The 22,908-nt window shown below is 49.0% G+C and carries 21 protein-coding genes; 18 read left to right on the plus strand and 3 right to left on the minus strand.

The genetic code is table 11. From position 1 onward, the window contains the following. Positions 1-67: 67 nt before the first annotated feature. Positions 68-1,006 carry an NADP-dependent oxidoreductase gene (locus tag KP014_RS10930; RefSeq protein WP_036595427.1) on the minus strand — a complete coding sequence of 313 codons (939 nt, stop codon included), beginning with the start codon at positions 1,004-1,006 and terminating at the stop codon, positions 68-70. Between the two features lie 593 nt (positions 1,007-1,599). Between KP014_RS10930 and KP014_RS10935 the strand changes: the two genes are divergently transcribed. The 10 genes from KP014_RS10935 to sigK (KP014_RS10980) all read left to right on the plus strand — a co-directional run bounded on the left by KP014_RS10935 (position 1,600) and on the right by sigK (KP014_RS10980) (position 12,563). Then, positions 1,600-2,340: an IclR family transcriptional regulator gene (locus KP014_RS10935; RefSeq protein ID WP_090834781.1), complete on the plus strand. Its 741-nt coding sequence runs from the start codon at positions 1,600-1,602 to the stop codon at positions 2,338-2,340. Between the two features lie 370 nt (positions 2,341-2,710). After that, the gene (locus KP014_RS10940; RefSeq protein ID WP_036600721.1) at positions 2,711-3,352 is read left to right on the plus strand and encodes an ABC transporter permease; all 642 of its coding nucleotides are present in this window, start codon (positions 2,711-2,713) and stop codon (positions 3,350-3,352) included. 85 nt (positions 3,353-3,437) lie between these two features. Further along, the gene (locus KP014_RS10945) at positions 3,438-4,370 is read left to right on the plus strand and encodes a glycine betaine ABC transporter substrate-binding protein (protein ID WP_036600722.1); all 933 of its coding nucleotides are present in this window, start codon (positions 3,438-3,440) and stop codon (positions 4,368-4,370) included. A 98-nt stretch (positions 4,371-4,468) separates the two neighbouring features. Continuing rightward, entirely contained in the window at positions 4,469-5,503 is a 1,035-nt protein-coding gene (locus KP014_RS10950; RefSeq protein ID WP_063619524.1) for an ABC transporter ATP-binding protein, read from the plus strand. Next, positions 5,484-6,191 (plus strand): ABC transporter permease, encoded by a 708-nt coding sequence (locus KP014_RS10955; protein WP_036600723.1) that lies wholly within the window; start codon positions 5,484-5,486, stop codon positions 6,189-6,191. The genes KP014_RS10950 and KP014_RS10955 overlap by 20 nt, the downstream gene beginning before the upstream one ends. Positions 6,192-6,291: 100 nt before the next feature. Then, the gene (locus KP014_RS10960; RefSeq protein ID WP_036600724.1) at positions 6,292-7,227 is read left to right on the plus strand and encodes a nucleoside hydrolase; all 936 of its coding nucleotides are present in this window, start codon (positions 6,292-6,294) and stop codon (positions 7,225-7,227) included. A gap of 21 nt (positions 7,228-7,248) precedes the next feature. Continuing rightward, complete coding sequence (locus KP014_RS10965) at positions 7,249-8,913, plus strand: thiourocanate hydratase (protein ID WP_036600725.1); 1,665 nt, start codon at positions 7,249-7,251, stop codon at positions 8,911-8,913. Positions 8,914-9,051: 138 nt separating this feature from the next. Beyond that, complete coding sequence (locus KP014_RS10970; protein WP_036600726.1) at positions 9,052-10,158, plus strand: thiohydantoin desulfurase; 1,107 nt, start codon at positions 9,052-9,054, stop codon at positions 10,156-10,158. Beyond that, positions 10,151-11,698, plus strand: a complete 1,548-nt coding sequence (locus KP014_RS10975; RefSeq protein ID WP_090834774.1) for an HAL/PAL/TAL family ammonia-lyase — start codon at positions 10,151-10,153, stop codon at positions 11,696-11,698. Before KP014_RS10970 ends, KP014_RS10975 begins: the two co-directional genes overlap by 8 nt. Before the next feature lie 163 nt (positions 11,699-11,861). Continuing rightward, complete coding sequence (gene sigK / locus KP014_RS10980; RefSeq protein WP_216700496.1) at positions 11,862-12,563, plus strand: RNA polymerase sporulation sigma factor SigK; 702 nt, start codon at positions 11,862-11,864, stop codon at positions 12,561-12,563. A 92-nt stretch (positions 12,564-12,655) separates the two neighbouring features. On the opposite strand, the gene KP014_RS10985 is transcribed toward sigK (KP014_RS10980), so the two are convergent. Then, complete coding sequence (locus KP014_RS10985) at positions 12,656-13,615, minus strand: IS30 family transposase (protein WP_036593802.1); 960 nt, start codon at positions 13,613-13,615, stop codon at positions 12,656-12,658. A 259-nt stretch (positions 13,616-13,874) separates the two neighbouring features. Next, complete coding sequence (locus KP014_RS10990) at positions 13,875-15,407, minus strand: GIY-YIG nuclease family protein (protein WP_036587428.1); 1,533 nt, start codon at positions 15,405-15,407, stop codon at positions 13,875-13,877. Positions 15,408-15,742: 335 nt separating this feature from the next. On the opposite strand from KP014_RS10990, the gene KP014_RS10995 reads away from it, so the two are divergent. The 8 genes from KP014_RS10995 to KP014_RS11035 all read left to right on the plus strand — a co-directional run bounded on the left by KP014_RS10995 (position 15,743) and on the right by KP014_RS11035 (position 22,895). After that, complete coding sequence (locus KP014_RS10995; RefSeq protein WP_036587426.1) at positions 15,743-16,450, plus strand: DNA alkylation repair protein; 708 nt, start codon at positions 15,743-15,745, stop codon at positions 16,448-16,450. A 249-nt stretch (positions 16,451-16,699) separates the two neighbouring features. Next, positions 16,700-17,176, plus strand: a complete 477-nt coding sequence (locus KP014_RS11000) for a sigma factor (protein WP_246590699.1) — start codon at positions 16,700-16,702, stop codon at positions 17,174-17,176. Positions 17,177-17,403: 227 nt separating this feature from the next. Beyond that, positions 17,404-17,949, plus strand: coding sequence for a PadR family transcriptional regulator (locus tag KP014_RS11005; RefSeq protein WP_036592588.1), 546 nt, complete (start codon positions 17,404-17,406; stop codon positions 17,947-17,949). Next, positions 17,933-18,451 (plus strand): hypothetical protein, encoded by a 519-nt coding sequence (locus tag KP014_RS11010; RefSeq protein ID WP_246590700.1) that lies wholly within the window; start codon positions 17,933-17,935, stop codon positions 18,449-18,451. Before KP014_RS11005 ends, KP014_RS11010 begins: the two co-directional genes overlap by 17 nt. A 283-nt stretch (positions 18,452-18,734) precedes the next feature. Beyond that, entirely contained in the window at positions 18,735-19,265 is a 531-nt protein-coding gene (gene sigK, locus KP014_RS11020; protein WP_090834062.1) for an RNA polymerase sporulation sigma factor SigK, read from the plus strand. Positions 19,266-19,647: 382 nt separating this feature from the next. Further along, entirely contained in the window at positions 19,648-20,574 is a 927-nt protein-coding gene (locus KP014_RS11025; RefSeq protein ID WP_036600494.1) for an NAD-dependent epimerase/dehydratase family protein, read from the plus strand. Between the two features lie 387 nt (positions 20,575-20,961). Next, entirely contained in the window at positions 20,962-21,951 is a 990-nt protein-coding gene (locus KP014_RS11030) for a hypothetical protein (RefSeq protein ID WP_036600496.1), read from the plus strand. 26 nt (positions 21,952-21,977) lie between these two features. Continuing rightward, positions 21,978-22,895: a hypothetical protein gene (locus tag KP014_RS11035; RefSeq protein ID WP_036600498.1), complete on the plus strand. Its 918-nt coding sequence runs from the start codon at positions 21,978-21,980 to the stop codon at positions 22,893-22,895. The last annotated feature ends 13 nt before the right edge of the window (positions 22,896-22,908 follow it).

The following is a 22,908-nucleotide window of genomic DNA, read 5'->3' on the forward strand; positions in this document are numbered from 1 at the left end:
TAATCATGAGCCCGGCCGCCATCTGCCGCAAGGGGAGGAATTGTCTTCTTTCACGCCATTACTGCCGCTAATCCAAGTTAATCAATACTTTCCCCCGGATTTTTCCTGCCTGACTTTTGTTGTGAATCAGCGCCAGATCGTCAAGCTTTACTCTTTCGGTAATTACGGGCTTAATTCGCCCTTCGTCTACCAATGCGGCAATTTGCGAAAGCTGTCCGGCATTGCGCCCCACAAACATTCGGATCGTCTGGACACCCGAACGATTGGCGAGTTCAGCGTCCGCCGGACTTGTGGTCGATACAAAAATCCCCCCCTCTTTCAGCAAGGGCAGCCACTTATTCAATTCCGCCGGGCCTTCTGGAGCAAGATTGAGAATCAGGTCCAGCTTTTCGCTTACTTTTTCCTCCACAGCCTCATGCTTATAGTCAATAATCTGATCGATCCCAAGCCCTTGGAGAAGCGGGAAGCTCGCTTCCGAAGCTGTGCCAATTACATGTGCACCCTTCCACTTGGCCAGTTGAACGGCATAAGATCCGACTCCGCCTGCGGCTGCGGTAATCAGTACACGCTGGCCTTCTTGAAGCTTGCCATGGTCGAACAATCCTTGCCAAGCCGTTAAAGCCCCTACAGGAATTGCGCCAGCATCCTGGAGGTCAATACTCTTAGGAGCAAGAGCGGCATTTTCAGCTTTGGTCACGACATATTCGGCAGCGGCGCCGTCTTTGGTCATATCCAGAAAGACAAAGACGGGATCACCCGGTTTAAAGTTTGTTACGGCCCCGCCGATGCTTTCAATGACGCCGGATGCTTCGACATTCGGGATATACGGCATCTGATGAGGAAAAATGTTCTTCAGCGCTCCCATTCGAATCGCTGCATCCACAGGATTAAACGCAGTCGCAGCCACCTTGATTAATACTTCATCTTGGTCAATTTCAGGGATAGGAGTCACTTCATAACGAATAACCTCAGTGCCGCCATATTCATGAATTCTGACAGCTTTCATATCACCTTTTATTGTCATTTTGAACACCTCTCAGTCTTTTTTAATGTAAGCATTAATGAACAACGTGTTGATCATTTGCATGAATCTATCTTACTCTCTGATTATCTTCAAAACAATCAACAATACTCTTTGAAATGTTCAGTGCAAGCTCGTCGGTCCTTGATGCCGGGAATGCGGCCATTAAGGTGTATGCAGGAAAGGTCAATGGAAAATAGACCGCTCGGACAAGCCATTTGTGGGGCCTTTCCTTCTTGATCTTTAGTGAGTATGCTATATAATGTTGGCAAGATTGCATACGGGATGGAAGGTGAAACGTCATGAACCGTGTTCAAGATCTGTATAAATTAATTAAGCTTACAGGCGATCGCGCAAAAACTGGTGCAAAATCAAATGGTGAGATAGGACCAATAAACGATCAGGAATCTTTACATGAATGAGCAAGTGGCAATAAAAATAATGGCAGTGGCATGAGTAAATTCGAAATTTGATTGTTCTGACTTTTTCAGCGGCCTCCGAATTCGGGAGGTCTTTTTTTCAAATTCGTGAGACATGATTGCAATGGACAATAGAGGAGTCGTTGGAAGGTGCAGAAAATGAACGGAACACAAACGCTCAGCCGCGCGCTGGATATCCTGTTCGCCTTGGCAGAAGCCGGCGATACGCTTACGGTCAGCGAGATTGCCGAGAAGGTCTCGATACCGGAGAGCACCACTTACCGCTTTCTCCAGACGCTGGAGCAGAACGGAATTGTAGAGAGAAGGGGGAGAAGCCGGATCGCCCTGGGATTGCGGATTTTGGATTTGGCAAGGAGCCTGAACCTGCAGTTTCAGCGGGACCTGCTGCCCCTGGCGCTGCCGATTATGAAGGAGCTGACGGAGAAGGTGCAGGAGACGTCAGTGCTGTTCGTGCGGACCGGCAATAATGCCGTGTGCATCCAGAATGTCAAAAGCAACAGCCTCATCCAGTTCTCCATCGAGAATGGACGCATTCTGCCGCTGCATTTGGGCGCTTCAGGCAAATGTATCCTTGCTTTTGAGAGCGACAAGGTCGCCCAGCGGATTTTTCAGACCATTGAGGATGCAGAGGACAGATCACGCCTGGAAGCGGAGCTTGAAGCGGCACGGGCTCAGAATTATATCATCACCAAGGGCGAGGTGGACCCCGATGTGTTCGCCGTCGCCGCCCCGATTACGGACGGCCACGGACAGGCGGTAGCCAGCCTGTCCGTGGCCGGTCCAAGCTTCCGCTGCAGCCCAGAGCGGGAGGGCTTTATCATTGAAGCGGTGAAGCAGGCTGCGGCCGAATTGTCGCGGCGAATGGGGGCTGGACTTTGATTTTTGGAATTCCGATGAAAATACTAGAATTAATAGTTGACAAAATCATGTAATGAATAATAATATTGAATTGTGGAATTGAATTATCACATATTAATAAATATTGATTGATTTGGATTAGTCCATTCGCATCAAGCCGATATCTTAGCCGCTAATCACAAGCACCTCATGGTGTTTGTGATTTATCTTCACCCTAATTCATATTATATTGATTCGAATACTACATATTTGTGAGGTGTTTCACGGCATGAAGTTCATCTTTCCTGTCCGCGTGAAAATCCCGGGAACCGGGCGATGTCGACGCTCCAACATTCAACTGCAAGCGGCACTGGCTGCTTTCGCCATTTTATTTTAAGGGCGGTGATCCTGATTGATTGATCGGATGCTTGAATATCTGTCCAAGAACCACGATGTCTATCTTAACGCTGTAATGACGCACATTGGCATCAGTCTTGCGGTTATGTTGATTGGAATATTGATAGCTGTTCCTTTAGGGGTATTGTGCGCCAAGTTTTTGAAGCTGTCTCAGCCGGTGCAAGGATTGTTCAACATCCTCCGTCTGATTCCAAGCCTCGCCATTCTGATAGTGATGATGCCGGTGCTCGGAACAGGGCTTGCTCCTGCAATATTTGCTTTGACGCTGCTGGCTTTTCCGGCGATTTTGATTAACACAAGCATTGGCTTTACAGGAATCAGCCCTTCGGTTATCGAGGCGGCCAAAGGTATGGGGATGAGCCCGCGGAGGATTTTGTTTACGGTTGAATTTCCGCTTGCCTTTCCTATGATCATCACGGGAATAAGAACGGCTGCCGTGGAAGTGATTGCGAGTGCGACGTTGGCTGCTTACATCGGTTCCGGCGGTCTTGGCGAGTTGATCATCATCGGACTCCGTCTGCCGAGCACTGCCATTTTACTTGTCGGGGGGGTGTCGGTAGCGATACTATCCATTGCCGTGGATGTGATTCTATCCATTACCCAGAAGAGACTTACGAAATATTTGTGGCTGAACTGAGATTCGAAGGCTGCAGGATTGGAAGGTTGGAAAGTTTACCAGAAAGAACTGATAAATATTTTTTAGTTGGGGAGAGAAAAACCATATGAAAAAATCCATGAAGTCCATTTTCACCATTTCGTTGCTGGCCATCGTCGTCCTTTCTGCACTGCTCTCGCTCGCCGGCTGCTCCAAGGGAAGCGCAAGCGGCCCGGCAATTACGGTAGGCTCCAAAGATTTTACGGAGTCGCTGGTTCTTGCCGAGATTTACGCAAAGGCGCTTGAAGACAATGGATTTTCAGTGAAGAGAGAATTTAACATCAGCGGGCAAGGGCCTCACGAGGCGCTGCTGAAAGGCAGCATCGATTTATACCCGGAATATACCGGAACGGCGTTAACGGTTATTTTGAAGGAACCGGCATTGTTTGACGCCAAGCAAGTGTACGACAAGGTTGCCGCCGAGTACAAAGACAAGTTCAAGCTCGCCCTGCTCGACCAGGCCAATATCAATGACTCGCAAGGTTTGGTTATCACCAAGAAAGCTTCGGATCAATTCGGCATCAAGACGATATCCGATCTGCAGAAGAATGCGGACAAAATCAGATATGCTTCCAACGGTTCGTTTGATGAACGCGAGGATGGCCTTATCGGTCTGAGAAAAGTGTATGGAGAGTTCAACTTCAAATCCTCAAAGGTATATGACGACGGCATCAAGTACCAGGTGCTTAAAAATGACGAGGCCGATCTGGCCGTAGCCTATACGACAGAGGGCTCGCTGGTCGATCCTCAGTTCGTCGTGCTGGATGATGACAAACATCTGTGGCCTCCTTATTATGTGGCGCCGGTGGTCAGAGAGAGCGTATTACAGGATTCGCCGAAGGTGGCGACCATTCTGAACGCCGTGTCGGCGAAGCTTGACAACCCTACGATTATCAAGCTCAACGCCGCCGTCGATATCGACAAAAAAGAGTATGAAGAAGTCGCGGGCGACTATTTCGAAACCATTAAAGCGGATGTGAAAGCGGCAGCGGACAAATAAGATTACGAACCCAATAGGAAATGAAAACCACGTATCGTTTCGGGTAGTGGTTTTCATTTTTTCTTGGCGGTTGTCAGTTGAAAAGGGGTTGATCTTCGGTGAGCAGGATAGCGCTTGAATTTAAAAATATAAGAAAAAGGTTCCCCCATGCGGAGGCCGACTCCGTTTTCGATGTCAGTCTGACCGTAAATGAGGGCGATTTTGTCACGATACTTGGAACGTCGGGCTCCGGGAAAACCACGCTGTTAAAAATGGTCAACCGGATCTACGAGAGCACTTCGGGCGATATTTATTTCTATGGTGAAAATATTAAAAAGCTGAAAGTGGAGGACTATCGGAGAAAAATCGGCTATGTCATCCAGCAAATCGGGCTGTTCCCGCATATGACCGTGGCGGACAACATCGCAACCGTGCCCAAAATTCTTCGTTGGAGCAAGGAGAAAATCAATGCCCGCGTGGAAGAACTGCTTGAGCTGGTGGGATTGCCGGGCGAAAGCTACCGGAAGAGGTATCCTTCGCAGCTCTCCGGCGGACAGCAGCAGAGAATCGGGCTGGCGCGGGCCATGGCCGCCGATCCCCAGGTCATGTTAATGGATGAACCGTTCGGCGCGATTGATGCAATCACAAGACAGAATCTGCAGGATGAGCTGATCCGCATTCAGAAAAAACTGAACAAAACGATACTTTTTGTCACCCATGATATTCATGAAGCCTTTAAGCTCGGCAACAAAGTCATCATTATGGACCAGGGGAAAGTTCAGCAGTTTGACACGCCGTTTAATATTCTTTTTAATCCGGCCAATGAATTTGTTGCGCAATTAGTAGCTTCTGAGAATATTATCAACCGGCTCAAGATTCTAAAAGCTGAAACCGCTGTGCAGCCATTAACCCGGACCCCGGATGATTCGGATATTTATATCGGCAAGGAAGAGTTTCTCGACAGTGTACTGTCAAAGTTTTTTGAAAGTGGCAAGAAAACGATCATTGTGACGGATGCGGACGGCAAGCCGGTCGGCGAAATCGCCTGGGATCAGTTAAATGGGCTGCTGCATTCAAAGGATGACAGGACGCAAACCGGCAGCCCAAGCCGGATCGGTGAGAAGGTGAACATTCATGCTGCAATCCATCGCTGATTTTCTGGCCTACTTCGCCAAATATGGTGACAAAATGCTCGAGATGACGCTTCAGCACCTGCAAATTGTTACGCTTGTGCTGCTTATTTCGATCCTGATCGCCATGCCGCTCAGCCTTGCACTCTATCGTTCGCACAAGCTGTCAACGATTGTACTGGCTGTGCTTGGAGCGCTGTACGCTATTCCCAGCCTTGCCTTCTTTGCGATCCTGATTCCGCTTCTCGGGCTCGGCATCCCCACAGCCGTTACCGTGCTGGTCGTCTACACCCAATTTATTTTGGTGAGAAATATTTTGGCCGGTTTCAAATCGGTCGATCCGTTCTTGCTGGAAGCGGGACGAGGGATGGGTCTTAGCGCTTCGCAGCTATTCTTCAAAGTGCAGCTGCCGCTTGCCATGCCTGCCTTGCTCGGCGGCCTCAGGCTGGCGGTCATTTCCTCTATTGGGATGGCGACGATCGCCGCAATGATTGGAGCGGGAGGTCTGGGCACGCTGCTGTTTGACGGTCTCCGCATGAATTTCGCATACAAGATCGTATGGGGAACGATTCTGGCCTCGGCCTTGTCCCTGATTGCCAACCGGATTCTTCTATTCTTTGAAAAACGGGCGATGAAGCGGGCGCGCGGCGAACTGCATTTGCCGAAAACGGGGCGCCCGTCCAAAAATCTTCGCCAAGCTCTTGAAGAGTAAAGGGGGCGTGTTGAGGTGAAGCTTCGGACTGCATCCGCAACAAATCGGAGCCCTGCCGGACAGCATTGCTCACAAGTGCGACACGCTGGAGCCGCTGCGTATGAAGAAGATTCCCTTAGTAATGGATGTCGATACCGGCACAGACGATGCCATTGCCATCATCTGCGCTTTGATGAGCACGGAGGTGCTGGATATAAAAGCATTCACCGCCGTTGCCGGAAATGTCGGAGTCGATCTGACGAGCAGCAATACTCTTAATATTGTGGATTATCTTGGCTTTGATATCCCTGTTGCGGTCGGAGCCGCGAAGCCGCTTAACAAGGAACTGCATACCGCGATCAGTCATGGCCGGGCAGGCCTCGGCGATGTGACTGTGCCGAAGTCGATCAGGTCATTTTACGAGAAGGATGCGGTTGACACCATCTATGAGCATGCCGTTGCCGCGCAGGGAGAACTGGAAATTGTGGCCGTCGGCCCGCTTACCAATATTGCCGGGGCAATTATTCGTTACCCGGATATTATACGCCTTATCAAACGGATTACGATTATGGGCGGTGCGCTCAGAGGCGGCAACATGACTCCGGCTTCCGAGTTCAACCTTTATGTTGATCCGGACGCCGGGAAAATCGTGTTCGAGGCTGGCATCCCTCTGGTGATGGTCGGGCTGGATGTGACGTTGAAACCGCAGCTTCCGCTTGCTGTTGTTGAAACCGTCAAGCGGCTGGACAACAAATTTGCGAACTTAGCTGCCCGGATTTTCGACTTTATGCTGCGCCGCTGCGGGCAGTTCGGATTCGATCCGCCGAATGTCCATGATGCCATCGCCTTGGCCAGCCTGATCGTTCCCCGGCTCGTTACCCTGAACAAATATGTAATGACGGTGGAAACCGAAGGGACGGTAACCCGCGGCATGACCGTTGCCGACTTCAATAACGTTATGGGAAAAGAACCGAATGTGAGCGTTGCGGTTGATGTGGACTGCAATCTGTTCTGGGACTGGATGACAGGCAAATTTTTAAGCGCGGAGAGAAATTGAAACAGAAAGGAAGGGATAGCCGTGAGCAGAATAACGGCGGCAAGAGGAGGAGAACTTCGCTGCAAGGGGTGGCGGCAGGAAGCGCTGCTGCGGATGCTGGAGAATGTGCTGGAGAACGGCGAGAACCAGAAGGAGCTAATCGTCTATGCCTCATTGGGCAAAGCGGCGCGGAACTGGCCATCTTACAGAGCCATTGTGGACACGCTGAAGAATCTGGAAGAGGACGAGACGCTGGTTATTCAATCGGGAAAACCGATCGGCGTCTTCCGCACGCATCGCCAGGCTCCGCTCGTTGTGATGGCGAACTGCAATCTGGTGGGCAGATGGGCCACCAGCGAGAATTTCTATGAATTGCAGGACAAGGGTCTGATTATATGGGGAGGGCTAACTGCTGCCGCCTGGCAGTACATTGGTTCGCAGGGCGTTATCCAGGGGACGTATGAAATCTTCCAGAGCATTGCGCGCCTGCATTTTGGCGGAAGCTTGCGCGGCCGTTTCATTCTGACCGCCGGCCTTGGCGGCATGGGCGGTTCTCAGCCGCTGGCCGGAACGATGGCGGGCGCGGCGATTTTATGCGTGGAGGTCGCGGAGGAACGGATCGACAAGCGCATTGCGGCAGGGTACTTGCAGCGCAAGACCGCGAGTCTGGACGAAGCGCTGGCCTGGATTGAAGAGGCAAAAGGCAGCGGAGAGGCGCTGTCGGTCGGCCTGCTCGGGAATGCCGCCGACGTCTATCCCGAGCTGCTGGCGCGCGGGGTGCTGCCGGATATTGTGACCGACCAGACCTCCGCGCATGATTTGCTCTACGGGTATATTCCAAGAGGCTATACCCCCGTCACTGCGGCGGAGGCCCGCAAGACGGACCCAGCCGGACTTCAGGAAGCCGCCGGAACGTCGATTGCGGCTGAGGTCGGAGCGATGCTGCAATTCAAGGAGCGCGGCTCGGTCGTCTTCGACAACGGCAACAACATCCGCTCTCAGGCGGTGAAGTACGGCGTCGTGGGCGCTTTTGACATCGACATCTTCACCGAAGCCTTCCTGCGGCCCTTGTTCGCCCGGGCCATCGGCCCGTTCCGCTGGATCGCCCTCAGCGGCGACCCGCAGGATATCCGGACCATCGACGAATATATTTTGCGCGAATTCAGCGACAACGAGATCGTGTCGAACTGGATCAAGCTGGCGAACGTTCACATACCGTTCGAGGGGCTGCCGGCCAGAATCGGCTGGTTCGGCCACCGGGACCGCAGCAGGCTGGCGCTGGCCGTGAATGACATGGTCCGCGAAGGCAAGCTGAGCGGTCCGGTGGCGTTCTCGCGCGACCATCTGGATGCTGCCGCGATGGCTCACCCGAACATCATGACCGAGCGGATGAAGGACGGCAGCGACGCGATTGCCGACTGGCCGCTGCTGAACGCGATGCTGAACTGCTCCTCCATGGCCGATCTGGTGGCCATTCATTCCGGCGGCGGAGGTTATGCGGGGTACATGACAAGTGCCGGCGTCACCATTGTCGCTGACGGCAAAACGGAGAGCGACCTGCGGCTGAGGACCGCCCTCGATAACGATACCGGACTGGGCGTGCTCCGCTATGCGGATGCCGGATACGAGGAGTCGCTGGATGAGGTGGAACGCAAGGGAATCGCACGAATTGATACCAGCAGGCACGAAGAGATTTTGGCGGACTAGAATTTGTACCGGCTAAATTTGGCCGACTGATACGTATGCAAAAAATAACGGCGGCGAGCCGGAAAAGCGGTGGAAATAGGCGAATGTATGCCTTTCATGCCGCTGCGCACGGCTTGCCGCAGGAGGAGACTGGGATAAATGAGAGAGTTAACGAGAGATGATGTAAACGCCGCGGTTAGAGGCGGTTCCGTATTTGCCAGCGGCGGGGGCGGCTGGGTGGACCACGGTCTGGATATCGGTCATGCCGCGCTTAGCGTGGGCCGTCCGAAGCTGGTGTCAGTCGATGAACTGCCGGAAGACGCCATTATTCTGACCTGCACAGCCATCGGCGCACCGGCGGGGCGCGACTGGCAGATGCTCGGCAAGGATTATATCAAGGCCGTGCAGTTGGTCATCGACCACTACGACGGCAAAATTGCCGGAGTCATGACGCCGCAGAACGGAATGTCCAGCACGATCAACGGCTGGCTGCCGGCGGCCGCGCTCGGTCTTGCGGTTGTGGACGCCACCGGGGACATCCGCGCCCATCCCACCGGCAAAATGGGCTCGCTCGGCCTCGCCTCGTCCATTGATTACGAGACGGTCCAGGCGGTGGCCGGCGGCAAGCCGGAGCTGGGCAGCTACATTGAGCTGGTTGTCAAAGGGACTCCGGCGCGGACCTCCAACATTCTGCGCACCGCGTCGGACATGGCCGGCGGCTTCATCGCCGCGGCGCGCCATCCGCTCCCGGCGAAATATATTAAGGAGCATGCCGCGCTGGGCGGCATCTCGATTGCGATTGAGCTGGGCCGGGCGATCCTTGCGGCCGAGCCGGACGGCCCGGAGGCGGTGCTTGACACAATTGTGAGCCATACGAAGGGCAAAATTGTCGGCAAAGGCACGGTAACGAAGAAGAATGTGCACTATTCCGGTGCTTTTGATATCGGCACAATTGAAGTGGAAATTCCGGGGAATTCACTGACCCTGCACGTGATGAATGAATATATGGCGGTAGACGACCGGTCGGGTACACGGCTGACCACCTTCCCCGATGTCATTACGACCATCGATCTGGCCACAGGCCGTCCGGTCAGTGTCGGGGATCTTAGGGAAGGGCAGGAGATTGCCGTATTTGCCATAGATAAATCCAATGTTCCGCTCAGCTCCAGCGTCAAGGACCCGAGCGTCTATCCTGAAGTGGAAGAGGTGTTGGGGATCGATCTCCAGAGCTATGCCTTTAACAAGGAGAAGCAGGTTCATGCCTGAGAGAAGCTGCCCGCTATTAGGCAGCGCTCTAGTGCTGGATGGAACTGGTCTTAGCGTTGCCGATGTGGACAGCGTCGCCCGCGGCCGCCGAAAGGTTGAGATCGCGCCGAGCGCCTGGGAACGGCTGAAGAAGGCGCGGCAGGTTATCTTCGAGCTGGCGGAGGAAGGACTGCCCGTATACGGGTTGAACCGGGGCGTGGGCTGGAATAAGGATAAAGTCATTTCTCCCGGTTTGTATGAAGATTATAACCGCAGCCTGCTGCTGTCCCACAGCTCGGGAGTCAAGCCCGAAGCCCCGGAGGAGGTGGTCCGGGCGGCGATGCTTGCCAGGCTGAACGGCTTGCTCGCCGGAGCCACCGGCTCGCAGCCGGAAATCGCCGCATGCTACGCCGATTTCCTCAACCTGGGGCTTCACCCCATTATGCCGCTGCGCGGTTCGGTGGGCGCTGCGGATATCACCCTGATCGCCCACCTGGGTCTGGCGATGATCGGGGAAGGGGAGGTGGAGGTTGGCGGACGCCGCCTGCCGGCCAGTCAGGCGCTCGCGGAGCTTGGACTTGCTCCGCTGCGGCTGGGGCCAAAGGACGGGCTGGCCATCGTCAGTTCCAATGCGCTCTCCGCCGGAAACGGCGCTCTGGCGCTGCATGACCTGGCCGGATTGCTGGAAGCCGCCGATACGGTGTACGCCCTGTCGCTGGAGGCGATTCGCGGCAATGTCAGCCCGCTGGACGAAGCCGTTCACCGGAAGCGTCCATTCCGGGGGCAGCTTGCAAGCTTGGCGAATGTCCGGAATAATCTTGCTGACAGCGGACTTTGGGACGCGTATAATCCGGAATCCCTGCAAGACCCGCTCAGCTTCCGCGATGCCTGCCAGATCCACGGCGCGGCCCGGGATGCGCTTGACTATACCCGGGAACTGCTGGAGATTCACCTGAACAGCCCGGACGATAATCCCTGCGTGCTGGCGGAAGAGCGGCGCATATTATCCTGCGCCAATTTTGATCCCGTTGTCTGGACGCTCGGCTTCGAGATGCTGGGCAGCGCCCTGCATCATGTCTCCAAAAGCTCCTGTTACCGCATCCTCAAGCTGGGTGATCCGGCCTTTACCGGCCTCAGCCGCTTTCTGACGCCGGATGCGGAACGCTCGCTCGGCTTCAGCACCGTCCAGAAGACGGCCTCTTCGCTGGATGCGGAAATCCGCCATCTGAGCAACCCGGCGTCCGCCGATTATATGTCGCTGGCGGGGGATATCGAGGACCACGGGACCAACGCACCGTTTGTCGTTTCCAAGACAAGAGAGATCATTGACCGGCTGACCTATATGCTGGCAATTGAGGCCATTCACGCCGCGCAGGCCATTGACCTGCGCGGCGGCGTCAAGCTTGGACGGGGAACGGAGGCGGCTTACCGTCTGCTCCGCTCCGCTGTGTCTTTTTTGGATGCCGACCGCTGCCAGACGGTGGATATCGAGGCGGCTTACCGGCTGCTCAAAGACGGGGAGTGGCTGGCATCGGTGCGGCGGCAGGCGCTAAGCGAGTGAAAGCCTAAGCGAATAATCCGGCACATCCCAAAAGAAGATATACCCGTACAAATTCCCCCCGTACAGGCACTTCTAGGCATTTACCCACATACAATGAAATGACCGTGAACCCGTAAGACTTACTGACCGGTTTCATTGTACAAGTGCGGGAGGTGTCGCCAAAGTGCCCGGATTTCTTAGCACCATTGCGCTGTTGATCAAGGAACTGACGCTGCTGGTATCGTATGTAAGGAACAATGCGTTTCCCCAGCCGCTGACAGAGGAAGAGGAAAGCCGATACCTGGGGATGATGGCGGAGGGAGACGCCAGAGCCCGGAATTTGCTGATTGAACATAACTTGCGGCTCGTAGCCCATATAGTGAAAAAATTCGACAATACAGGGGAGGATATGGAGGACCTCATCTCCATCGGAACGATTGGGCTTATTAAAGCGATTGAGAGCTACCGGCCGAATAAAGGGACCAAACTGGCTACGTTCGCAGCCCGCTGCATAGAGAATGAAATTCTGATGCACCTCCGTTCACTCAAAAAAACCCGCAAAGATGTATCCCTGCACGACCCCATTGGTACGGATAAGGAGGGCAACGAAATTACCTTGATCGATATCCTGGGCTCGGATACGGACGATGTCATCAAGGAAGTGGACCTTAAGATCGAGAAGAGCAAGATCTATCGCAATCTTGATATTTTGGATGATCGGGAAAAAGAAGTCGTGATTGGCCGTTTCGGGCTCGACACGGGGGGCGAGGAGCGGACGCAGCGGGAGATCGCCAAGGAGCTGGGCATCAGCCGCAGCTACGTCTCGCGGATCGAGAAGCGGGCATTGATGAAGCTGTATCATGAGTTTTATAAGGCGAAGCGGTAAAATCTAAATATGCTGTCACAAAGAAATATCCAGAACATTAAAGTAACTTGTCTCCGGATAAGTTGCTTTACTTTTTTTTAATTGACGGATTGTCAAGCTAAGTGCGACATCTCGTCCATGAAGGCTTCGTGAGCCGACTTCCAGCCCAGAGATTTACGTGGCCGGAAATTGATGAGGCGGACAGCCTGAGCGAGTTCTTGGTCGGTAACCGTGGCGAAGTCGTGGCCTTTTGGGAAAAACTCTCTCAGAAGACCATTGCCGTTTTCATTGGAGCCGCGTTGCCAGGAGGAATACGGGTCCGCGAAGTATACCTTCATCTGGAGGTAATGCTCCAACGAGCTGTAGCAGGCAAATTCCTTTCCTCGGTCAACTGTGGCACTTTGGAAAGCGGAATGCGGATACTGGCTGGCTACAACGCCGCAGGCGACTTCCATGGAGTAGGCGGTACGATCCGGCATCTTAACGGCCAAATACAGGCGCGTTTTGCGCTCGATGAAGGTGGCGACACAGGCCTTGCTCTTGCCTCGGCTGGAGACAACGGTATCGAGTTCCCAGTGTCCAAAAGTACTCCGTTTACGAATCTCATGCGGCCTTTGACTGATCGGTGTCCCCACGAGAAAGCGTCCACGGGTTTCGACCGGCCCACGGCGCTTGCCCTTGTGCCGGAGCACCTGCACCTTTCCTGCGGCAAGGCGGCCGGAATAAATCCAGCGATAAATGGTTTTGAAGCAAACGAAGGTCTTCCCCTCCACGCGTCGTTTTTCCGCAATCTGCTCTGGCGACCATGTCTGGTCGAGTCTGGCTTCAAGCTCTTTTGCCAGTTGAACCGTGAACTTGCCATGCGGACGGCTCGCCCTCCTTCTGTCTTCATAAGCTTTCTGAGAGGATGCCGCTTCATATGCCTGCTTGGCTTGAGCGCCACGATTCAGTTCGCGGGCGATGGTGGAAGGATGTCGGCAGAGCTGGCGGGCAATGGCCCTCACGGACCACCCCAGACTGCGTAACGTCTCTAGTTGTCCACGCTCAATTATGCTAAGATGGGAGTAGCTCATGGTTGGGTTCTCCTGTAAATGGTGTTGTGGTGACTTCCATTTTACACGAAACCGACATGGGCCTTTTTGTTTTCTTAGCTGTCGCACTTCATTTTACAATCCGTCAATTGAAGGTTCCTTTACTCAAAGAGATAGGATCGTTGGGAGATGGCTCTTCTATATTTCCTTGCACTGATATGGGTTTGAATTGTGTATAGCGAGCGGTGAAAAATAATAATAGCCTAGACATTAGGAGGTGCCCTATGTCCAGGCTTTTTGCTTATGAAAAGACAGGCTCTAATTCTATTTCACTAGTGCCAATACTCTGACTTTGTCGATACTCCATTGCTGCCATCGTTTGTATAAACTCAATTGTAGGGTCAATTTCTTGTACAATGTCTTGTAACTCTTGAACAGTTGCATAAAAGAATTCTTTTCGGAGGTTAATTTTATTGACCCGTTGCGCTTCAAGAATTTCGTGAAGCTTCTGTTCAAGTCCAACAGCATCATCACTAAACATTAGAGCATGAACATCAAATCTGAAAGGTACGGATGCATCGCCTAATTCATCTACACGATCCATTGGGTTTAGACGTCGTGTCATACCCACTTTAAACATGTTATCGCCGAAAGAACCTAAATTAGAAATAACATACACATAACCTGCTTTACCATTTGCACGTTTAATGATTTCTTCTTTCGTTTCTTCAAGTTTATGGCATTGTTCTTCGAGCTCTTTCAATCTTGCTTCTAAAGCGGCTATTTTGTCTACGTCAGTTTCTGTTTGTAAAAGCTCTATGTTTTTAGCTATTTCTTGATGATATTTTTCTTCTTCTTTTTCAAGTTTCTTACGTTCTTCTTCAAGAATACGTTTTTCCTCAGCTTCTTGGCGCATAATCTCACGGATTTTTCTTTGTTCTTCTTTCTCTAAATCTTTCTGAACATAATATTTATATTCAATACGAATGGCAATTTCGAATAATGGTTCTAACTCTGATAAAAATCGGGTTATAGTTGGAAGGATGTTCGCATTTCCGTTAGCAGCAATTTTCAAGTATTTTTCTATTAATAGTTTTGAGTTCTCAATTGCCTTGTCTAAGTTTGAATAACTGAGTGTGTAGAGTATGTTTTGTAACTCGGCCTGCAATCCGATGACCATTAACTCATAAATTGTTGTATTGGCTTTGGTAGTATAGCGAGTTTGATATGCAGTTAATAGATTTCTAATATCTTTATTGTTGGCATTCATTTCCGATCTTAAGGCCTTAGAATCTTTATGATGCAAGTGGAGATGGACAATGGTTTCTAATACTCCATCTTCGTTTGAAGACTGCTCCAAATTATGAAGGTGTGCTTCAATCATAGAATGGTTAACGGCTTCAGGGAAATGCTCAATCAGATTTTTAATACCTAAAATTTCAGCCTTATGTTTCTTAGCTGTTTTCTGATAATTCGTCAGTTCTTTTGTTACCTTAAGCATTTGGGTTTCTAGTCGACTGACATCTTCAGTAAGTTGTTCCTTTTTCATCAACAACTCGGATACGCCGCTTGTAGTCTCATCAACGATTTGGCCAGCTTTTATATTGGATTCATTTATAATTGATGCAGCCTCTTGATTTGCATCTTGGATAATTTGGACACCCTTCTCTTCAATTGCTTGTCTTAACGGAGATATGGCATCTTCAATGAATTGATCCAGATTTGCGATTTTCTGTTCGAGAGCATTGACTTGCTGTTCTTTTTCAAGCAGTTGACGTTGTTTTTCTTCTAATGATTTGTTGAGTTGGAGAAACTCTTTGAATTTTCTGAACATAGCAACCTCCAGTATGGTAATAATAACTATTATATTGGGCTGCTATGTATTAAGCGGTGTAAGATAGCACACAAATTTTCAGTTTTTTGGAATGCAGAAGTTGATTGATGAAAATCTGCGCGTAACAAGGTTAATAGAAAGTATATGACAGGGGGCGTCTTGCTGCCGTTCTACGGACGGGGATGCCTCGTTTTTTGGATAAGAACCGGTAAGATCAGATAGTCTGAAGGGATACTGAGCTTGCGACAGGGAAATCCGTACAGTACACTTTCTTTATCCAGTACTACTTATGATAACTTTGATGAGAGTACTTCGAAAAAAGGAAGTGTTAAACAATGAATGTAGAAATGGTCATGCGGGAGCTTGAAGCGCTCGGCAAGGAACGAACCAAGAAAATATACAGTTCGAATGGCGCGCACGAACCGCTTTTTGGCGTGGCTACCGGCGCGATGAAGCCTATCTTCAAGAAAACCAAAATAAATCAGCCTCTAGCTGAGCAGCTTTACGCGACGGGGAACTACGACGCCATGTATTTTGCTGGGATCATTGCCGATCCCAATGCAATGACGGAAGCCGATTTTGACCGATGGATGGATGCGGCTTATTTTTATATGCTGTCCGATTATGTAGTTGCAGTAACCTTGGCAGAAGCGGATATTGCACAAGAGGTTGCCGATAAATGGATCGCGAGCGGTAAAGAGCTGAGAATGTCAGCGGGCTGGAGCTGTTACTGCTGGCTGCTCGGCAACCGACCGGACGATGAATTTTCCGAAAGCAAAATTGCCGGTATGCTTGAGATCGTGAAAAATACGATTCATGATTCTCCAGAACGCACTAAATACGCAATGAACAACTTTTTATACACAGTGGCGGTATCCTATGTGCCTCTTCATGATAAAGCGTGTGAGACCGCAAGAACTGTAGGCCCAGTAGAAGTCAATAAGGATAAGGCCAAAAGCAAATTTCTTCACGCTTATGAAAATATTCAAAAGGCAGTCGACAAAGGGCAGGTTGGTTTTAAACGCAAGCATGTAAGATGTTGACCGTGACAAAAGCTTAAACCTACTCCGAGACCGATAGCTCAGTAATGAAGAACCAGCAGCCAAACAAGGCTGCTGGTTCGCTTATAATGTTGAGTTGCCGTGGAGAACATTACACCTTGATTGAACTCGCCATTACTTCGTTTAGAGGCCATGACCTTAATCATTTATAATTACTGATAACCCATTCCATGTTGTACATTCGCATCCTCGTAACTCACTGACCACAAAACAGCAAGCGCATCTAATCCAATGCGTGGGTGGAAGCTTGCTAGCACGCATGCAAAAGCTGCGACCACGCAAGAAATCACAGTATCGCATAAAAATTTGACATCGGTTCGTGTCCACAACCTCAAAAAATTCGACAACACCGGCGAAGATATGGAGGATCTGATCTCCATTGGCACGATCGGGCTGATTAAAGCGATTGAGAGTTACCGGCCCAATAAAGGGACCAAACTGGCTACGTTCGCAGCCCGCTGCATAGAGAATGAAATTCTGATGCACCTCCGTTCACTCAAAAAAACCCGCAAAGATGTATCCCTGCACGACCCAATCGGGACGGACAAAGAAGGCAACGAAATCGATATTCTCGGCTCCGATACGGATGACGTAATTAAAGAGGTCGATCTGAAGATTGAGAAGAGCAAGATCTACCGCAATGTGTCGCGGATAGAGAAGCGGGCGCTAATGAAGCTGTATCATGAGTTTTATAAGGCGAAGCGATAGAGAGATGTTGAAATTTGCAGTTTACTTTGAGAAATCTGAAGGGATAACATCCTTTTGGATTTTTTTGTTTTTATTATTGACAAATCCTTCGTCAACCTTTATATTCTACATATCGAAACGATATATATCGATTTAATATATATAACTTAGCTATATGTGAACAGAGACAAGTTTCCTTTGATTTCAGAAGGAACATTCACTATGCCAGGAAAGAAGGGATAGATTTTATGTTGATTTATGTAATACTTGGGTTCCTCTGCGAAAAGGATATGACAGGATATGAAATCAAGCAGAAGATGACGTTAAGTACCTCCAACTTTATTGATGCCAGCTTCGGAAGCATATATCCTATGCTGAAAAAAATGGAAAAGGGGGAGCTTATCAAGTATGAAGAAGTGGTAGAGGAGGGCAGATTCAAAAAATCATATGGTATCACGGAAAAAGGGAAGAGTGAATTTATAGAATGGTTAAAAACACCATGTACTTTTTCCCCTTTTAATTATGAGTATTTAAGTAAGCTTTTCTTTTATAAATATCTTGACGATCTTGAGGTTGTTCGACTGATTGCCAGCTTTCAAACCACTGTCGCCTGTGAATATAACAAGCTTGCCTTGATAGAAGAGCAACACGTTCATGAGATGGGGGGATATGAGCACGCGACGTTGATGTTTGGCAAAGAATATTTTCAAATGATTATGAATTGGCACGATGAACTCACAAGAAAAATTACAGGAAAGAAGGCTAATGAATATGAGAATGACAAAGAAATTTAAATTGCAGATTGCAGCTAAAAATGTGGATTTGTACAAATGGGTAACTGAGATGACTCCAGCTGAATATGAATCATTTTCAAAAGCTCACAAGGCAATGGGCAGTTATTTTGAAGATGGGGAATTCTATATGGTTAATGTGGAAAATATGGGGAATGAGATGATTGTTCAACACTATCAATTAAAAGAGCACACAGAGGATCATTTGCGTTTCTACTCTGACAGGACAGAAGCATATATATGTCGATGGATACCAGCCATTGTTGGAGTTCCATGGGAAATGAAGGTCACGCCTATTGATAACTACTCTTGCGAACTTAGTTGTACGATTGGAGCGGACTTTCCATCTCGGCTACTGGCTTTTGCAGCATGGATAAATGGTTTTGGTGGATTCTTTATGAGAAAACATTTAGTCGATGAGGGTGGAAAATTTGCTAAAGATATAGAAAAGAAATTTAATAACGGCAGGAAGCCAAATTCAAGGGAAGTGCTACAGCAACATTAACCGTGTCTAAACTGGAAAATTTGATAAAATATGTAAATGCTCTTAGGGTTGCTGTCTTATGCGTGCGGCGTGCAGATGCACTTTCCAAATTGCGGAATATAAAGCTTAAGGATGATTGTTATTCTGTAGCAGAAGTTGCCGAACGTTTCAACGTAACGAAACAGGCGGTTTATAAATGGATTCAGGAATGAGTAATACGAAGAGATCCAATATTTAAAATAGTGTGTTTTGTTTCTAAATAATGCTGGGTTTTCAATAAGATTTGAGTTTGGTTAACTGAAAAATGACATCATATCGTGTTCACAACCTCAAAAAATTCGATAACACCGGCGAAGACATGGAGGATTTAATCTCCATCGGGACAATCGGGCTCATCAAGGCCATTGAAAGTTACCGTCCCAATAAAGGAACCAAACTGGCTACGTTTGCAGCCCGCTGCATCGAGAACGAGATTCTGATGCATCTGCGCTCGCTCAAAAAAACCCGCAAAGATGTATCCCTGCACGACCCAATCGGGACGGACAAAGAAGGTAACGAGATCACGCTCATCGATATCCTGGGCTCGGATACGGACGATGTCATCAAGGAAGTGGACCTGAAGATCGAGAAGAGCAAGATCTACCGCAACCTCGACATCCTGGACGACCGGGAAAAAGAGGTGGTGGTCGGCCGTTTCGGGCTCGATACGGGGGGCGAGGAGCGGACGCAGCGGGAGATAGCGAAGGAGCTGGGGATTAGCCGCAGCTATGTATCGCGGATAGAGAAGCGGGCGCTGATGAAGCTGTATCATGAGTTTTATAAGGCGAAACGTTAGAGAACGGAAGGAGATCTGCCCAGTAGGCAGGTCTCTTTTTTATAAGGATGTTGCTAAACTGGGTGGACGAGTATGGCAGTGCCACAAGCTTTAATGATTATTCATAATAAACCGCATGGTAAGGAAACCCCAGCTTCTCTAAGTTGTGGTGACTCCATTTTACACGAATCTTTTATATAAATATATCAGCGGATGAAGCTGTCCAACTGCACAAGCTATTAGCTCACTTGTTCATAGAATATAGTATCTCACAATGAAGGAGTGAAAGACTAATGGCAGAGATTCTGGATTATGCTTCGAACGTGCCAACACCAATCGGTGACAATATGGATGCGTTAATGGAGTGACAAATTTATTCGTACATGTTGAGGGGGTGAATGAAATGCATAAAGTAATAATCACAGGAGCAAATGGATTTATTGGTAGTTCATTAACGAATTTTCTTGCGAAAAAAGGAGTAACAATATTTGCTGTAGTAAGAAACAAATTCTCTAATGTTGATACAATACTGAAACATGAAAACATTAATATAATCTATTGTGATCTTAATCATGCGGAGCAGTTAGAATATTTAATAGAAGATAGAGATATTGATGTGTTTTATCATCTTGCTTGGACTGGTGCGTCTGGACCAGGAAGGGCAGACTATAAGGTTCAAATGGAGAATGTATCCAATTCCTTGGAGTGTGCTAAGCAATCAAAGCTTATGGGATGTAAAAGATTCATTGCAATAGGTACAATTGGAGAGTTCATGGCAGAGCTAGCAATAAAAAATAATATAATTTCAGAGATTTTCACTTATGCTATTAGTAAGAACTTTTGTCACTCATTGTTAGACATATATTGTTATAACCATAACATTCCCTACACGTGGTGCACTTTACCTGGTGTATATGGGATTGGGGATAGAACATCAAATATTATTAATTATACAATCAAAAAATTATTACTTAAAGAATTGCCCGAATATACTAAAGCAGAGCAATTATTTGATTTCGTTTATATTGATGACTGTATCAAGTGTTTGTTTGAAATTGGATTAAAGAATGATTTTAAAAAATACTATTTTGTTGGAGGCCCTTCTCCGCAACCTTTGAATAAATTTATTGAAACGGCTAAAAATGTAGTTTCTCCTGACTCACAATTAGGGTTCGGAATAAGAAATGAAGATGGAATTGTGTACAAGAAAGAATGGTTTACAATGGATGAAACTATAAAACATTTGGGTTTTAAACATGAATTCTCTTTTGAAGAAGGTATAAAATTAACTACCGAATGGATCAAATCAACGGGCATATATAATAGTTAGGTCTTCCGTACTTTCGACAATGTCAACCTCTCCGATCTACCTCTTTTCCGAGGCTCCATCACTTTCAGGCCTACTACCCTGGCTGTCTACGCTTAACGTCTGAAATTTCCTCCAGCCGTCCAAGACCCGTTATAAGCGGCTTGGCTTTAGCCTTTCCAAGCAGGATTCCCACCTGTTAAACTTCACAACCTGGGCTTGGTCGCACCGAGAGTTGAGTATATAAATATCAGAAGATGAATTTGTTCATCTGCACAAGCCATTAGCTCACTTGTTCATAGAATATAGTATCTCACAATGAAGGAGTGAAAGACTAATGGCTGAGATTCTGGATTAGGTGCGGGTGAATGCTATATCAATCGGATCCCAGAACAAGGAGGCTCGTCTAATATGATTATCGGAACGGCAGTGAGCGCTTCGGGATTGCCACAAGCCAGGCTGATGGCGACTTCGGTCAAGCGGGTAATGCCTGAAACAACGGTCGTCGTCTGCCTGGTAGAGCAATTTCCGGTAGAACCGCTGCCGGATATCGACTGGATTTTTACGGCCAGAGATATCTCGGCTTATATAGGATTCCACGACTTTGACGGTTATCTATTTAAGTTTGGCTCCCTCCAATGCGCCACGGCGATGAAGGCTCAGTTGACCGCTTATCTGCTCAAAGCCTTCCCGGAGGAGGAGCAGATTGTTTATCTCGATCCGGAGATGTATGTATTCAAGCCGTTCAATGAAATATGGGCAATGCTTACCTATTATGATGTGGTGCTGACTCCTCACCATCTAGAGCCGTCCGCTCCTTGGGATTGTTCCCGCGAAATCGGGACGCTGCAGGACGGGACGTATAACAGCGCACTGGTAGGCGTTAGAAACAGCGACGGGGGCCGTCATTTTGCGGACTGGTGGGTGAAGATGACTTCAGGTGATTTTTACGGACAGCCGAAAGGGCTGTATATCGACCAGCCATATCTGAACTTCGTTCCCACTTTTTATCATACAGGCATTCTTCGTCATCCCGGCTACAACCTGGCATTCTGGAACCTACATGAACGCTGCAGAGAACTCTACTGGGTAGAAGATCAGTATTATTTGACCGACTGGACTCCGCTTCACTGCGTGAACTTCAACAATACGGCCGGGCTGCTGGACAGCTGTATGAACGCCTTCATTCCGGACAACTGGGTTTATGCACAAATGTGGAAGAACTACAAGCAGGATCTGGAACCATTGCTTCCCTGGCATTCACCTTTCTCCTGGAGTTATGACTTCTTCTACAGCGGGGAGAAAATATCGGATGAGACCCGATTACGCTACCGGGAGGCCAAAATATACCGTTCAATGGAAGTTAATCCCTTCACACTTTCTAATGAAAGTAAATTTTGATTACCGAATGAAGAGGAGGACCCGCCATGATCATCTGCTCGGTGACCTGTGCAGACAATCTGCATGAGGCTAAAGTGATGGCAAGAATGGCAAAAGTTCAAATGCCATATGCCCGGGTTGTCATATGTCTTGTGGAGAGGTCGATGCATCCCGCAGCGCTTAACGTTCCATGGTTCGACGAAGTAATTCTGGCCAAGGATTTGGGGATCCCTGATTTTGAATACAATATTCTAAAATACAGCCTTTATGAGGCGGTAACCTCCATTAAACCGGCTCTTCTCCATTTTCTGTTTGACCGGCATCCGGATGAACTCAACATCGTATTCATGGATACGGACGTCATCCCTTACGCTCCATTCGACGATCTGCTGTTTGCCCTGGAATATCATAATATCCTGCTGTCCCCTCACCTGCTGGAGCCGTGCGAAGATCCGTGGAGCTATTTATGGGTGGGCGTCTTTAACACCGGCTTTTTGGCGCTTCGGCGATCGGAGGAGACCATGCATTTTCTGGAATGGTGGGAACAGCGGCTGTACAGCTACGGATATTACCAAGCACCCTATTATTGTGATCAGAAATGGATCGATCTCGCGCCAGCTTATTTTAACGTTACAGTATGGGATCACCCGGGGTACAATGTCGCCTACTGGAATCTGCACGAGTCCAGCCGGAAGATCATTTCGGCCGGGGAAGGGCGGTATTGGCTTGAAGACGGCCTTCCATTCGTCTGCTTTCACTATTCCGGATTAAACAGGGCTCTGCAGTACCATTTAGAGATATGCATTCCCGATCATGCGAATACGCTGTATGAGCTGATCCGGCTCTTTCAGGAAGAACTGTGGGTTATGGGGAAAGAGGAGTTTTCCCAGCTCCCCTGGAGCTATGACTATCACATAGACGGCACTCCTATCACAGCGGAAGAGAGAAATAGCTATCGCTGCTGAATACGGATCGGCA

This window comes from Paenibacillus sophorae (genome assembly GCF_018966525.1).
In the GTDB taxonomy this organism is placed as follows: Bacteria; Bacillota; Bacilli; order Paenibacillales; family Paenibacillaceae; genus Paenibacillus_AQ; species Paenibacillus_AQ sophorae.

What these genes read in the sequence shown, in the direction of transcription:
- KP014_RS11035 (WP_036600498.1), top strand. Translation starts at nt 21,978, where the DNA reads ATGATCATCTGCTCGGTGACCTGTGCAGACAATCTGCATGAGGCTAAA.
- sigK (WP_090834062.1), top strand. Translation starts at nt 18,735, where the DNA reads ATGACATCATATCGTGTTCACAACCTCAAAAAATTCGATAACACCGGC.
- KP014_RS10935 (WP_090834781.1), top strand. Translation starts at nt 1,600, where the DNA reads ATGAACGGAACACAAACGCTCAGCCGCGCGCTGGATATCCTGTTCGCC.
- KP014_RS10945 (WP_036600722.1), top strand. Translation starts at nt 3,438, where the DNA reads ATGAAAAAATCCATGAAGTCCATTTTCACCATTTCGTTGCTGGCCATC.
- KP014_RS10960 (WP_036600724.1), top strand. Translation starts at nt 6,292, where the DNA reads ATGAAGAAGATTCCCTTAGTAATGGATGTCGATACCGGCACAGACGAT.
- KP014_RS10970 (WP_036600726.1), top strand. Translation starts at nt 9,052, where the DNA reads ATGAGAGAGTTAACGAGAGATGATGTAAACGCCGCGGTTAGAGGCGGT.
- KP014_RS11010 (WP_246590700.1), top strand. Translation starts at nt 17,933, where the DNA reads ATGACAAAGAAATTTAAATTGCAGATTGCAGCTAAAAATGTGGATTTG.
- KP014_RS10985 (WP_036593802.1), bottom strand. Translation starts at nt 13,615, where the DNA reads ATGAGCTACTCCCATCTTAGCATAATTGAGCGTGGACAACTAGAGACG.
- KP014_RS11000 (WP_246590699.1), top strand. Translation starts at nt 16,700, where the DNA reads ATGCGTGGGTGGAAGCTTGCTAGCACGCATGCAAAAGCTGCGACCACG.
- KP014_RS11030 (WP_036600496.1), top strand. Translation starts at nt 20,962, where the DNA reads ATGATTATCGGAACGGCAGTGAGCGCTTCGGGATTGCCACAAGCCAGG.
- KP014_RS10990 (WP_036587428.1), bottom strand. Translation starts at nt 15,407, where the DNA reads ATGTTCAGAAAATTCAAAGAGTTTCTCCAACTCAACAAATCATTAGAA.
- KP014_RS10930 (WP_036595427.1), bottom strand. Translation starts at nt 1,006, where the DNA reads ATGAAAGCTGTCAGAATTCATGAATATGGCGGCACTGAGGTTATTCGT.
- KP014_RS10955 (WP_036600723.1), top strand. Translation starts at nt 5,484, where the DNA reads ATGCTGCAATCCATCGCTGATTTTCTGGCCTACTTCGCCAAATATGGT.
- KP014_RS11005 (WP_036592588.1), top strand. Translation starts at nt 17,404, where the DNA reads ATGTTGATTTATGTAATACTTGGGTTCCTCTGCGAAAAGGATATGACA.
- KP014_RS10995 (WP_036587426.1), top strand. Translation starts at nt 15,743, where the DNA reads ATGAATGTAGAAATGGTCATGCGGGAGCTTGAAGCGCTCGGCAAGGAA.
- KP014_RS11025 (WP_036600494.1), top strand. Translation starts at nt 19,648, where the DNA reads ATGCATAAAGTAATAATCACAGGAGCAAATGGATTTATTGGTAGTTCA.
- KP014_RS10975 (WP_090834774.1), top strand. Translation starts at nt 10,151, where the DNA reads ATGCCTGAGAGAAGCTGCCCGCTATTAGGCAGCGCTCTAGTGCTGGAT.